Source organism: Pseudomonas sp. KNUC1026, assembly GCF_021650705.1.
Classification (GTDB): Bacteria; Pseudomonadota; Gammaproteobacteria; order Pseudomonadales; family Pseudomonadaceae; genus Aquipseudomonas.
On record NZ_CP087138.1, the window covers coordinates 4,714,118 to 4,726,305 of the forward strand.

The following is a 12,188-nucleotide window of genomic DNA, read 5'->3' on the forward strand; positions in this document are numbered from 1 at the left end:
TCGGCTCGCGCCGAGGGAATGGCAATGCGTTGGGGGACTTATTTCGCCGTGCTGGCGTCCGTGCTCAGTGTCGGGTTGGCACTGGGCATGAGCATGCCGCTGGTGTCGCTGCGGCTTGAAGCCTGGGGTTACGGGGCTTTCGCCATCGGTGTGATGGCGGCGATGCCGGCGATCGGCGTGTTGCTGGGGGCCTCGCTGTCAAGCCGCCTCGCTGCACGCATTGGTACGGCACGCCTGATGCGCTGCTGCCTGGTTGGCGGTGCTGTGTCCATCGGCCTGCTGGCGGTGTTGCCGAGCTACCCGCTGTGGGTGGTGCTGCGCCTGATGCTGGGCAGCATTCTCACGTTGGTGTTCATCCTCGGTGAAAGCTGGATCAATCAACTGGTGGTGGAGCAATGGCGTGGGCGGCTGGTGGCGCTGTATGGCTGCAGCTATGCCCTGAGCCAGTTGGCTGGCCCCTTGTTGCTGGGCGCTATCGGCACGCGCCATGACTACGGCTTTTGGTTAGCCACTGCGTTGTTGCTGGTTTCACCCGTTCTGCTTGCAGGGCGCAGCGGCGCACCATCGGCTGAAGCTACGCGGGTAACGTTCGGGCAGCTTGCGCGCTTTTGCCAGCGTATGCCTACCATCGCCTGGGCCATCGCGCTGTTCGCGGGTTTCGAGGCACTGATCCTTACGTTGTTGCCTGTTTATTGCCTGCAACAGGGCTATTCGACGCAGATCGCCCTGTACATGGTCAGTGCCGTGGTGCTGGGCGATGCGTTTCTGCAATTGCCGATTGGTGCCTTGGCTGATCGTATGTCGCGCGGCGGCCTGTTCATGGGCTGTGCGGTGACGCTTTCGCTGTCGAGCCTGATGATTCCGATGGCGATCCATCACTGGGCCATCTGGCCGCTGTGGGTGCTGTTCGGCGCCAGCGCGGGCGGGTTGTTCACGCTGGCACTGGTGCTGATCGGTGAGCGCTTCCGCGATGATGAGCTGGTGCGCGCCAACGCCCACGTGGCTCAGCTATGGGGCCTGGGTTGCCTTGCCGGCCCGTTGCTGGCGGGGGCCGGTAGCCAGTGGCTTACCGGCCATGCGCTGCCGTGGATGATGGCGGTGGGTGCGGCCATTCTGGTGGTGTTGAGCCGGGTGAACACTACAGCATTCGCTCCAGCCCGACCGCCTTGCTGACCCAGGCGTTGAAACTGCGCCACCAGCCGCCCGGTTCCTTGGTCAGGGTGTGCAGGTGGCCGCCGTCTTCAGTGACCCACACCAGTTGCCCATGGGCCAGCTTCACCTGGTAGCTCAAGGTCGGCGACATCCCTTGCAACGCCAGTTCCCGCGCGGCTTTCGCCAACTCCGGGCTATCCACCATCACGCCCACCTCGGTGTTCCACAGCACTGAGCGCGGGTCGAAATTGAACGAGCCGAGAAAGACCTTGCGCTGGTCCAGAATGATCGCCTTGGTGTGCAGGCTCGAATCCGAACTGCCATGCAGGCGGTAGCTGAACTTGCCTTCGTCGCCCGGCTGCCGGCGCAGCTCGTAGAGCTTGACCCCATGCTCGAGCAGCGCCTTGCGATAGGGTGCGTAGCCACCGTGTACGGCGGGCACGTCAGTGGCCTCCAGTGAATTGGTGAGCAGGCTGACATGCACGCCCGCGTCGGCCCGCCCGGTGAGGTACAGCAGGCCCGTTTCACGCGGCACGAAATAGGCCGAAACCAGCACCAACTCCTGATTCACCTTCAGTAATTCCGGCGCCAGCTGGGTGGTGAGCAACAGGTGCGGGTCGGGCTCGCCGCGCGAGAGGATCTTGCTCGGCGCATCCCAGAGCACCTGGGCGTTGGCCCATATGAGTTGCTGCCGCCATTGGTTGAGCTTGGGCTGCTGCTGCCAGGCCATGAGCCGGTCATAGAGCTCCTTGCGCTTGACCTGGGCTTCGCTCAGCGAAACCTTCAGGTCACTGCGCAGCCTGGCCAGGGCTTTACTGCTGGAGGGCGCGCCGTACACCTCGCTGATGGGCCGGCTGAGGCGGCTGTTCCAGTACTGATCGAAGCTGTAGCCCAATTGCTGAGCCACGGGGCCGGTGCCCAGCAAGTCCATGTCGGTGAAGTTCAGGTTCGGCTCTGCGTCGAAATACTCATCGCCGATGTTGCGCCCACCGACCACCGCTGCACTGTCGTCGGCAATCATCAGCTTGTTGTGCATGCGCCGGTGCTGGGTCGAAAGGTTCATCAGCCTACCGAGGCCGCGAGTGACGCCGTTGGCACGGCCCAAGTGCAACGGGTTGAACAGCCGCACTTCGATGCCGGGGTGGCTGGCCAATGCCGCCAGCAGGTCGTCGAGGCCATCGCTGGTGGTGTCGTCGAGCAGGATCCGCACCCGTACACCGCGATCAGCGGCGGCGAGCAGCTCGTTGAGCAGCGCGCGGGTGCTGAGGCCGTCATGCACGATGTAGTACTGCAGGTCGATGCTGCGCTGCGCGTTGTGGATAAGTTCGGCCCGCGCGCCGAACGCATCGGCGCTGCGGGGCAGCAGATGAAAACCCGACTGGCCGCCATGGGCCTGGGACTGGGCCATGACGTCTCGCCCCAGTACCGAGCTTTCAGCTGGCAACATCTCGCTGGCCTGGCGTGGGCCATAGTGCACCGAGCAGCCGGCCAGGGCCGTGAACAGCAACAGAAGCAGGGCGATTGGTTTCAAGGGGCGTGATCCGGGCCGGCCAAATGGCTATGCGACAATGCTGCCGGGCACAAGTTACCCCACCTGCGCTTCGGCCAGAAGGCGGCAGGCGGTTTCTCCGACCAGCTTTACCGCGGCCTCCAATTGCGCGCTGGGCTTGGCTGCATAGTTCAGGCGCAGGCAGTTGCGGTATTTGCCCGCCGCCGAAAAGATATTACCCACCGCAATGTGCACGCCCTTGGCCTTGATCTCTTCGTTCAGTGCCACGCTGTCGAAGGGCTCCGGCAGTTCGATCCAGAGCATGAAGCCGCCTTTGGGGCGGGTCACTCGGGCGCTGGCAGGAAAGTAGCGGCGTACCCACTCGGTCATTTCGTCACGGCTGCGCTGGTATTGCGCGCGCATGCGCCGCAGGTGCGGCTCGTAATGGCCGGCACTGACGAAATCGGCGATCGCCAGCTGTGGCTGGGTTGCGGTGCAGCCACTGCCGATGTATTTCATGTGCGTCACCTGCTCCTGATAACGCCCAGGCACCACCCAGCCCACCCGCAGCCCCGGCGCGAGGGTTTTGGAGAACGAACTGCACATCAGCACCCGGCCGTCCTGGTCGAACGCCTTGATCGCCTTCGGGCGCGGATAGTCGTAGGCGAGGTCGCCATACACATCGTCCTCGATGATCGCTACGTCATAGCGCTGCGCCAGGCTCACCAGCTCACGCTTGCGCGGCTCGGGCATGATGTAGCCGAACGGGTTATTGCAATTGGGGTTGAGCTGGATGACCTTGATCGGCCATTGCTCCAGTGCCAGCTCCAGCGCCTCAAGGCTGATGCCGGTGAGCGGGTCGGTGGGAATTTCCAGTGCCTTCAAACCAAGGCCTTGCAGGGTCTGCATCGAGCCGTAGAAGCTGGGCGAATCCACCGCCACGATATCCCCCGGCTGGCAGATCGCGCGAACGCTGCACGAAAGCGCTTCGTGGCAGCCTGCAGTAATCAGGATCTCTTCAGGGCTGACGCGGCAGCCGGCGTCTACCATCAGGCGTGCTATCTGTTCGCGCAAGGCTTCGGTGCCGTAGAGCGTGTCGTAGTAAAGGCCAGGCATGTCCTGGCGCCGGCTCAGGCGAGCGAGGCTGCGCAGCAACGGCTTGAGGGTGGGGCTGGAGATGTCGGGCAGGCCGCGGCCCAGCTGCACCACTTGCTTGCCCGGGGGCTGGCGCACCAATTCCACCACCTGGTCCCACTGCGAGATATCCACAGGCCGCTGCGTGGCCTTGCTGATTGACGGCAGCGACGGCAAGGATCTGCTTGCGGTGACAAAGTAGCCAGACTTTGGCCGGGGTTCGGCCAGGCCATCGTCTTCAAGCACGCGATAGGCCTGCTGAACAGTGCTCAGGCTCACGCCATGCTCCGCGCTCAGCGCCCGCACAGACGGCAGCCGATCGCCCGGTCGATACAAGCCTTGTTCGATACGTTCACGCAGCACATGTGCCAGTTCTGCATACAGCGTCATCAGGCGCGCCTCTGTAGCAATACAGATTCAAATGGGGATGACCGTACAGAGCCTATACCCGGATATCTGTATGCTAAATAATGTCTTTTTGTGAGTCTGTATCCAGTTGCGTCCCGAAGGCATGATTTTTCTCCATACAGATCGAAACGTGGAGGATGCAAACATGCCAAGGGCCGACGAAATCGCGTTACCACTTTCGCCTATCGCTATCGAGCGAGCACCGAGCGCGGCTGCCGAGCCGCGTGTGCCTTACCGCAACCGTTTCGCGCTGTTCGCCTTTCGCTGGCGCAGCCGCCGCCAGTTGCTGGAGCTCAGCGACGGGCAGCTCAAAGACCTCGGCCTGAGCCGCGCTGACGCCATGAGCGAGGGCAGCAAGCCGTTCTGGTTGGGCTAGCCCAAGGATTTGAAGCGATGCCAGAGCATCCCCAGCGCCAGCAGGGGCGAGCGTAGGTAACGCCCACCGGGGAAGGTCATGTGCGGCACTTTGGCGAACAGCTCGAAGCCGCCGCCTGCCCGCCCGCAGATGGCCTCCGCCAGCAGCTTGCCGGCCAGGTGTGTGGCATTGAGGCCATGGCCGGCGTAGGCCTGGGCGTAATGCACGTTGGGGTGTTCTTTCAAGGTGCCGATTTGTGGCAGACGGTTGGCGCCGATGCCGATCATCCCGGCCCATTGGTAGTCGATGCGGGTGCTCGCCAGCTGCGGGAATACCTGCAACATCTTGGGCCGCATGTAGGCAGCGATGTCTTTGGGGTCGCGCCCCGAGTAATGGCAGGCACCGCCGAACAGCAGGCGGTTGTCGGCCGAGAGCCTGAAGTAATCCACAGTGAGCTTCTGGTCGCACATGGCGGTGTTCTGCGGCAGCAGGCTGTGGGCCAGGCTGGCGGGCAACGGCTCGGTGGCGATGATGTAGCTGCCGGCGGGAAGGACTTTGCCGGCAAGCTTGGGCTCCAGATCATCGAGGTAGGCGTTGCAGGCGATCACCAGGTGGTTGGCGAGCACCCGGCCGTTGGCGGTGCGCACTCGCACACGTGGGCCGTGGTCGATGCCGAGCACCTGTGATTGCTCGAACAGCTTCACCCCAAGGCTTTGCGCTACCGCGGCTTCGCCGAGGGCCAGTTTCAAGGGGTGCAGGTGCCCCGACCCCATGTCGAGCATCGCGCCTGCGTAACCCTGCACGCCGATCACGGTGTGCAAATCCTGTTGCGGGATCAGCCGCACTTCATGGCGATAGCCCAGGCTGTGCAGCTCGGATTGATCGGCCGCGAACCCTTCGTACTCCCGCGGCTTGTTGGCAAGGTCGCAGTAGCCCCATACCAGGTCGCAGTCGATAGCGTGGCGCTGCACCCGCTCGCGGACGATCTCCACCGCCTCCAGGCCCATTTGCTTGAGCGCCAGAACCCCTTCGCTGCCCAGGGTGTTGTGGAACTGCTCCACGTCATGGCCCACACCTCGGATCAGTTGGCCCCCGTTACGCCCGCTGGCGCCCCAACCAATGCGGTGGCCTTCCAGCAGCACCACGCTCATGCCGCGCTCAGCCAGCTCGATGGCGGTGTTCAAGCCACTGAAGCCGCCGCCGATGACACACACATCAGCCTGGACGTCGCCGTCCAATGCAGGCCAGGCAGGTGCTTTGCCGACGCTGGCGGCGTAATAGGAGGCGGTATGCTCGGTGGCGGCCATGGGGCGTCCTGGGTGTTTGGAAAATTTAACGCAGGATAAGCGCGAGGCCGTGCGCAGGCAACGGTGTCAATCCGGCACGGGCAGGTTCAGGCTTTCTTTCACTTCTTCCATCACGATGTAGCTTTTCGATTCACGCACATGCGGCAACTTCAGCAGGATGTCCCCCAACAGTTTGCGGTAGGAGGCCATTTCGGAAATCCGCGCCTTGACCAGGTAGTCGAAGTCACCCGACACCAAGTGGCACTCCAGCACGTGCGGCAGCTTGAGCACGGCCCGGCGAAAGTCATCGAAGGTGTCGCCGGACTTGTAGTCCAGGCTGATCTCGACGAACACCAGCAAGCTTGCCTTGAGCTGCTGCGGATTGAGGCGCGCGTGGTAGCCCATGATGATGCCCTCGCGCTCCAGCCGCCGCACGCGCTCGGTGCAAGGCGTGGTCGACAGCCCGACCTTTTCCCCAAGCTCAGTGAATGACAACCGCCCGTCGGCCTGAAGCAAACGCAAGATGTTGCGGTCGATCTTGTCCAGCTCACGTTTGCTCTGATGCTGCGTGCGCATAGGAGATGCCCCTCCGTTGAAGCGGTTTTTGCCGAGAATTATCGCCAAATATAACCAGCTATACAGTGAAAAGCACTGGCTGAGCCTTTCTATACTGCCGCCATTGAACGTTTCAGACCAATTGGCCAGGCGGTGCAACCGCCACAGGGGAAATCATGCGTATTCTGGTGCTGGGCAGCGGTGTGATTGGCGTCACCAGTGCTTACTACCTCGCCCGCCAGGGCTATGAGGTGGTAGTGGTCGATCGCCAGGCCGACGTCGCCATGGAAACCAGCTTCGCCAACGCCGGCCAGGTTTCACCTGGTTACGCCTCGCCCTGGGCAGCCCCCGGCATCCCCTTCAAGGCCATCAAATGGCTGATGCAGCGCCACGCACCTTTGGCGATCAAGGCCACAGGTGATATCGAGCAGTACCGCTGGATGGCGCAGATGGTGCGTAACTGCACCGCCAGCCGCTACGCGATCAACAAGGAGCGCATGGTGCGGCTGTCCGAATACAGCCGCGATTGCCTCGACGAGCTGCGTGCCGACACCGGTATCCGCTACGAAGGCCGCAGCCTGGGGACTACCCAGCTGTTCCGCACCCAGGCGCAGCTGGACAACGCTGCCAAGGATATTTCCGTGCTGGAGCAGGAAGGCGTGCCTTACGAGGTGCTCGACCGCGCTGGCATCGCCCGCGTCGAGCCCGCATTGGCCGCGACCGGCGACCTGCTGGCCGGTGCGCTGCGCCTGCCGAACGACCAGACCGGCGACTGCCAGATGTTCACCGTTCGCCTGGCCGAAATGTGCCGGCAGTTGGGCGTCGAATTCCGCTTCGGGCAGAACATCCAGCGCCTGGAGTTTGCGGGTGATCGCATCAATGGTGTGCTGATCGACGGCAAACTGGAAACCGCCGACCGCTACGTACTTGCGCTGGGCAGCTATTCGCCACAATTGCTCAAGCCGCTGGGCATCCGCGTGCCTGTATACCCGCTCAAGGGGTATTCGATGACTATCCCGATCGTCGACGGCAGCATGGCGCCGACCTCGACCATCCTCGATGAAACCTACAAGGTGGCGATCACCCGTTTCGACAACCGCATTCGCATCGGTGGCATGGCGGAAATCTCTGGCTACGACCTTTCGCTGAACCCGCGCCGGCGTGAAACGCTGGAGATGATCATCAACGACCTTTATCCTCGCGGCGGCAACCTGCAGGAGGCGACCTTCTGGACCGGCCTGCGGCCGACCACCCCGGACGGCACCCCCATCGTAGGCGCCACCCCTTACAGCAACCTGTTCCTCAACACCGGCCACGGTACGCTCGGCTGGACCATGGCCTGTGGTTCCGGCCGCCTGCTCGCTGACCTGATGGCCCGCAAGACGCCGCAGATCAGCGCCGAAGGCCTCGACATCTTCCGCTACGGCAAGCACCAGGAGACCGTAAAGCATGCCCATCCAGCGCCAGCACACCAATAAGCGCATGAGTGAAATCGTTGTTCACAACGGCACCGTGTACCTCGCCGGCCAAGTGAGCAACGACGAAAACATCGGCGTCGAAGAACAGACCCGCCAGACCCTGGCCAATATCGAGCGCCTGCTCGAAGCGGCCGGCACCGATAAATCCCAACTGCTGTCGGTGACCATCTACCTGCGCGACATCGACCGTAACTTCGCCGGCATGAACAGCGTCTGGGACCAGTGGCTGCCTGAGGGCACCGCGCCGGCCCGCGCCACCGTTGAAGCCAAGCTGTGCGAGCCATGGATCCTGGTCGAGATGTCGGTCACTGCGGCCGTCAAGTAAACCGATACGTGCTGCCCGGCCACTGCCTGGCCGAGTGGCACGTAACACCAGAACACCCTGAATTCCGAAACACCAAGAAGACCGCCATGCGCCCAGCCCGTGCCCTGATCGACCTGCAAGCCCTGCGTGACAACTACCGCTATGCCCGTGAACTGGCAGGCTCGCGTGCCCTGGCAGTGATCAAGGCAGATGCCTACGGGCATGGCGCGGTGCGTTGCGCGCAGGCGCTCGAAGCTGAGGCCGACGGTTTCGCTGTCGCCTGCATCGAAGAAGCATTGGAACTGCGCGCCGCGGGCATTCGCGCGCCGATTCTGCTGCTTGAGGGCTTTTTCGAGGCCAGCGAGCTGCCGCTGATCGTCGAGCATCAGCTGTGGTGCGTGGCCCACTCGTTGTGGCAGGTCGAGGCCATCGAGCAAGCGAACCTGGCACAGCCGATCCAGGTGTGGTTGAAGCTGGATTCGGGCATGCACCGAGTGGGGCTGCAGCCGCGGGACTACGCCACTGCCCACCGGCGGCTGCTGGCCAGCGGCAAGGTCAGCAAGGTGGTGATGATGAGCCACTTCGCTCGCGCAGATGAGCCCACCGCCCCCACGACCACCGAGCAGGCAGCGCTTTTTCGCGCCGCTACCGAAGGGTTGCAGGGCGAGGTCAGCCTGCGCATTCTCCGGCCGTGCTCGCCTGGCCGCAGGTGCCCAGTGACTGGGTACGCCCCGGCATCATGCTCTACGGCGCCACGCCCTTCGAGGGCGAGCAGGCTCAGGCTGAGCGGCTCAAGCCGGTGATGAGCCTGGAATCGAAGGTGATCTGCGTACAGGAGCTCGCTGCTGGCGAGCCTGTAGGGTACGGCGCCAGGTTCATCACTGACCGGCCGATGCGCGTCGGTGTCGTCGCGATGGGTTATGCCGATGGCTACCCACGCCACGCACCCACCGGCACGCCCGTGTGGGTAGCTGGCACGCTCAGCCGTTTGATCGGCCGTGTCTCGATGGACATGCTCTGCATCGACCTCACCGATGTGCCCGGCGCTGGCGTCGGCAGCCCGGTGGAGTTCTGGGGCCGTAATGTGTTGGCCAGCGACGTGGCCGCTGCTGCGGGCACCATTCCCTACCAGATCTTCTGCAACCTGCGGCGCGTTCCGTTGACCTGGCAGGGGTAGCACACAGCCCGCACCCGGCGGGCTGTGTTGTAAATACTGAACGGGGTTGCCATGATACCGGCCAATGATCATAAGAAGCCGGTGTAGTGAGGAGGCAACCACAGTGGACGTCGGTGAGCGGCTGCAAGCCATTCGCAGGATAAAAGGCCTGTCCCAGCGTGAGCTCGCCAAACGTGCCGGGGTCACCAACAGCACCATTTCGATGATCGAGAAGAACAGCGTCAGCCCTTCGATCAGCTCCCTTCGCAAAGTGCTCAGCGGCATTCCGATGTCGATGGTCGAGTTTTTTTCCGAAGAAGTGGTTACGCACAATTCGGCGCAGATCGTCTATAAAGCCGATGATTTGATCGATATTTCCGACGGGGCCGTCACCATGAAACTGGTAGGCCGAGCTCATGGCGGGCGGGCGATTTCGTTCCCGACCGAGACCTACCCACCCGGTGCCGACACCGGCGCCGACATGCTCGCCCACGACGGCGAGGAAACCGGCATCCTCATCGAGGGGCGCCTTGAGCTTACTGTCGGCCTTGAAACCTTCGTGCTCGAAGTAGGCGACAGCTACTACTTCGAAAGCTCCCGCCCACACCGTTTTCGCAACCCCTTCGAGCAGCCGGCACGGCTGATCAGCGCCGCCACCCCAGCCAATTTCTAGATCGGATCTCCACGCCACCGGGTGTTTCGCTGATGCTCGGGGCCTGCTTGAACATCCTGGCATGCCGTTCGGTCAAAGCATCATCCCCACCCGAAAGGAGTCACCCTGGTGGCCAGGTGTTCGATCGATCAAGCCGTGGATCAGGTGCTGGAACGCCTGCCCGCGCACATTCGCATGGGCCTCCCGCTAGGGCTGGGCAAACCCAACCTGTTCGTCAATGCGCTCTATACCCGCCTTCGGGAATTGCCGGAGCGGCAGCTGACGATCTACACCGCACTGGTGCTCGGCCGCCCTGCGCTGGGTGATGGCCTGCAGCGTCGGTTTCTCGAAACCCTTCGTGGAAGGCGTTTACGGTGACTACCCGGAGCTGGATTTTCTTGCTGACCTGCGCGCGGACACATTGCCGCCTGAATGTGCGAGTCGAGCAGTTCTTCATGCAGCCGGGAGGCCTGCTGGGCAGCGCGAGTGCTCAGCAGAATTACGTCAGCAGTAATTACAGCCACGCGGCGCGCGACATCAATGCTCAGGGCCTGAACCTGGTGGCTCAGTTGGTGGCTCAACATCCAGAGCGGCCGGGCCGGCTCAGCCTGAGCTGCAACCCGGACATCACCCTCGACCTGTTGCCAATGCTGGCCAAGCGCCGAGCACAGGGCGAAACCATTCTTGTGCTGGGCCAGATACACGAGCACTTGCCTTACATGCCGGGCCCCTCGGAGCTTGGCGAGGATGCCTTCGACCTGCTGATCGATGAGCCCGACCGCAGCACCTTGTTCTCCACGCCCAACATGCCAGTGGGCACGCAGGATCATCTGATTGGGTTATATGCCAGCACTCTGATCCGGGACGGCGGCACCTTGCAGATCGGGATCGGCTCGATGGGCGATGCTCTGACCGCCGCATTGCTGGCGCGGCAAGCGAACAACGGTGAGTACCAGGCGGTGCTAGACCTGCTTCAGCTGGACCCTGCTCAGGCATTGATCGCCCGCCAGGGCGGCACTGGTCCGTTCGCCCAGGGCCTTTACGGCTGCAGCGAAATGTTCGTCAACGGCCTGCTGGTGCTGGCGGAGGCAGGTGTGTTGCGCCGCCGGGTTCACGCAGATGAAGCCAGCCAGGTACGTGCCAACCGAGGTGAAACGATAGCCGGCGGTGCTCTGGTGCATGGTGGCTTTTTCCTGGGCCCCCGGCGTTTCTACGAGCGCCTGCACGAAATGCCGATGGCGCTGCGCGGGCAGTTCGAAATGACGGCGATCAGCTTCATCAACGAGCTGTACGGTGATGAAGCACTCAAGCGCGCGCAACGCCAGCATGCGCGCTTCGTGAACACGGCAATGAAGGTGACGCTGTTGGGCGCGGCGGTATCGGACCAGCTCGATAATGGTGCCGTGGTCAGCGGTGTGGGTGGCCAATACAACTTCGTCGCCCAGGCCCATGCGCTGGAGGATGCGCGCTCTGTGCTGGTGCTGCGCAGCTGGCGCGAGCACGGAGGGGCGGTGAGCTCGAACATCGTCTGGGACCACCCGCAATGCACGATTCCGCGCCATTTGCGTGACATCGTCGTGACCGAATACGGCATCGCCGACCTGCGTGGTAAAACCGATGCTCAGGTGGCCGAGGCGCTGATCAATATCGCCGATTCGCGCTTCCAGCCGGCACTGATCGACCAGGCGCAGATGGCCGGCAAATTACCGCGAGACTTCCGGCTCGACCCTTGTTATGCAGAGAACAATCTGGAGCGCCTGGAAGCGATACGCACGGCCCATCCGCAGTTGTTTCCGGAGTACCCGCTAGGCAGCGACTTCTCTGCGACCGAGCGTGACCTGGTGCGTGCGTTGGCATGGCTTGAAGGCAAAAGCCACCTCACCGAATTGCTGGAGCTTGGCAAGGCCGCACTCGACGCGCCGCAGCCCGAGCTGTTTCCCGAGCACCTTGCGCGGATGCAGTTGGGCAGCCCCCAGGGGCTGCGTGAGGAGCTGCACCAACGGCTGCTGCTGGCGGCGCTGCAAGCTACGCAGCCGGCTGAGCCATTGGTGTTCCTGACGCGCTAGCGCGGGTTGCCGGTCGCACATCGCCCATTGCACGTCGCCCAGCCAGCCGGCCTCCCACATTTTTGAACCAAGCTGATGCTTGAGAAATTTGGCTGATCATGAAGTGGGAGATTCTATGGTTTTTGCAACCCTTGTCTCTGACCATCTTGCAGC

Annotated in this window: 9 protein-coding genes and 2 pseudogenes; 7 read left to right on the top strand and 4 right to left on the bottom strand. The window is 63.0% G+C overall.

What is annotated here, in order from left to right:
• The first annotated feature begins 24 nt into the window (after nt 1-24).
• Nucleotides 25-1,173 (top strand): MFS transporter, encoded by a 1,149-nt coding sequence (locus tag LN139_RS22225; RefSeq protein ID WP_236357028.1) that lies wholly within the window; start codon nt 25-27, stop codon nt 1,171-1,173.
• Here LN139_RS22225 and LN139_RS22230 read toward each other — a convergent pair.
• On the bottom strand, nt 1,139-2,683 hold the full coding sequence (locus LN139_RS22230; protein WP_236357029.1) for a phospholipase D family protein: 1,545 nt from the start codon (nt 2,681-2,683) through the stop codon (nt 1,139-1,141). The two genes, LN139_RS22225 and LN139_RS22230, sit on opposite strands and share 35 nt — an antisense overlap.
• A 54-nt stretch (nt 2,684-2,737) precedes the next feature.
• Nucleotides 2,738-4,165: an aminotransferase-like domain-containing protein gene (locus tag LN139_RS22235; RefSeq protein ID WP_236357030.1), complete on the bottom strand. Its 1,428-nt coding sequence runs from the start codon at nt 4,163-4,165 to the stop codon at nt 2,738-2,740.
• Nucleotides 4,166-4,328: 163 nt separating this feature from the next.
• On the opposite strand from LN139_RS22235, the gene LN139_RS22240 reads away from it, so the two are divergent.
• Entirely contained in the window at nt 4,329-4,559 is a 231-nt protein-coding gene (locus LN139_RS22240; RefSeq protein WP_236357032.1) for a DUF1127 domain-containing protein, read from the top strand.
• Here LN139_RS22240 and LN139_RS22245 read toward each other — a convergent pair.
• Nucleotides 4,556-5,845 (bottom strand): NAD(P)/FAD-dependent oxidoreductase, encoded by a 1,290-nt coding sequence (locus tag LN139_RS22245; RefSeq protein ID WP_236357034.1) that lies wholly within the window; start codon nt 5,843-5,845, stop codon nt 4,556-4,558. The genes LN139_RS22240 and LN139_RS22245 overlap by 4 nt on opposite strands.
• A 66-nt stretch (nt 5,846-5,911) precedes the next feature.
• Nucleotides 5,912-6,400 (bottom strand): Lrp/AsnC ligand binding domain-containing protein, encoded by a 489-nt coding sequence (locus LN139_RS22250; RefSeq protein WP_236357037.1) that lies wholly within the window; start codon nt 6,398-6,400, stop codon nt 5,912-5,914.
• 155 nt (nt 6,401-6,555) lie between these two features.
• Here LN139_RS22250 and dadA point away from each other — a divergent pair, with 155 nt between their 5' ends.
• The 5 genes and pseudogenes from dadA (at nt 6,556) to LN139_RS22275 (ending at nt 12,035) form a co-directional block, all read left to right on the top strand.
• On the top strand, nt 6,556-7,857 hold the full coding sequence (gene dadA / locus LN139_RS22255) for a D-amino acid dehydrogenase (protein ID WP_236357039.1): 1,302 nt from the start codon (nt 6,556-6,558) through the stop codon (nt 7,855-7,857).
• Nucleotides 7,829-8,182 carry a RidA family protein gene (locus LN139_RS22260; RefSeq protein WP_236357041.1) on the top strand — a complete coding sequence of 118 codons (354 nt, stop codon included), beginning with the start codon at nt 7,829-7,831 and terminating at the stop codon, nt 8,180-8,182. Before dadA ends, LN139_RS22260 begins: the two co-directional genes overlap by 29 nt.
• Nucleotides 8,183-8,268: 86 nt before the next feature.
• Nucleotides 8,269-9,338: pseudogene (gene alr / locus LN139_RS22265) on the top strand (alanine racemase).
• Between the two features lie 103 nt (nt 9,339-9,441).
• The gene (locus LN139_RS22270; protein WP_236357042.1) at nt 9,442-9,990 is read left to right on the top strand and encodes a cupin domain-containing protein; all 549 of its coding nucleotides are present in this window, start codon (nt 9,442-9,444) and stop codon (nt 9,988-9,990) included.
• A 105-nt stretch (nt 9,991-10,095) separates the two neighbouring features.
• Nucleotides 10,096-12,035 (top strand): annotated as a pseudogene (locus LN139_RS22275) (acetyl-CoA hydrolase/transferase C-terminal domain-containing protein).
• The last annotated feature ends 153 nt before the right edge of the window (nt 12,036-12,188 follow it).

Coding starts and splice junctions, on each gene's coding strand:
- LN139_RS22250 (WP_236357037.1), bottom strand. CDS start 6,400: ATGCGCACGCAGCATCAGAGCAAACGTGAGCTGGACAAGATCGACCGC.
- LN139_RS22225 (WP_236357028.1), top strand. CDS start 25: ATGCGTTGGGGGACTTATTTCGCCGTGCTGGCGTCCGTGCTCAGTGTC.
- LN139_RS22235 (WP_236357030.1), bottom strand. CDS start 4,165: ATGACGCTGTATGCAGAACTGGCACATGTGCTGCGTGAACGTATCGAA.
- LN139_RS22260 (WP_236357041.1), top strand. CDS start 7,829: ATGCCCATCCAGCGCCAGCACACCAATAAGCGCATGAGTGAAATCGTT.
- LN139_RS22245 (WP_236357034.1), bottom strand. CDS start 5,845: ATGGCCGCCACCGAGCATACCGCCTCCTATTACGCCGCCAGCGTCGGC.
- LN139_RS22240 (WP_236357032.1), top strand. CDS start 4,329: ATGCCAAGGGCCGACGAAATCGCGTTACCACTTTCGCCTATCGCTATC.
- dadA (WP_236357039.1), top strand. CDS start 6,556: ATGCGTATTCTGGTGCTGGGCAGCGGTGTGATTGGCGTCACCAGTGCT.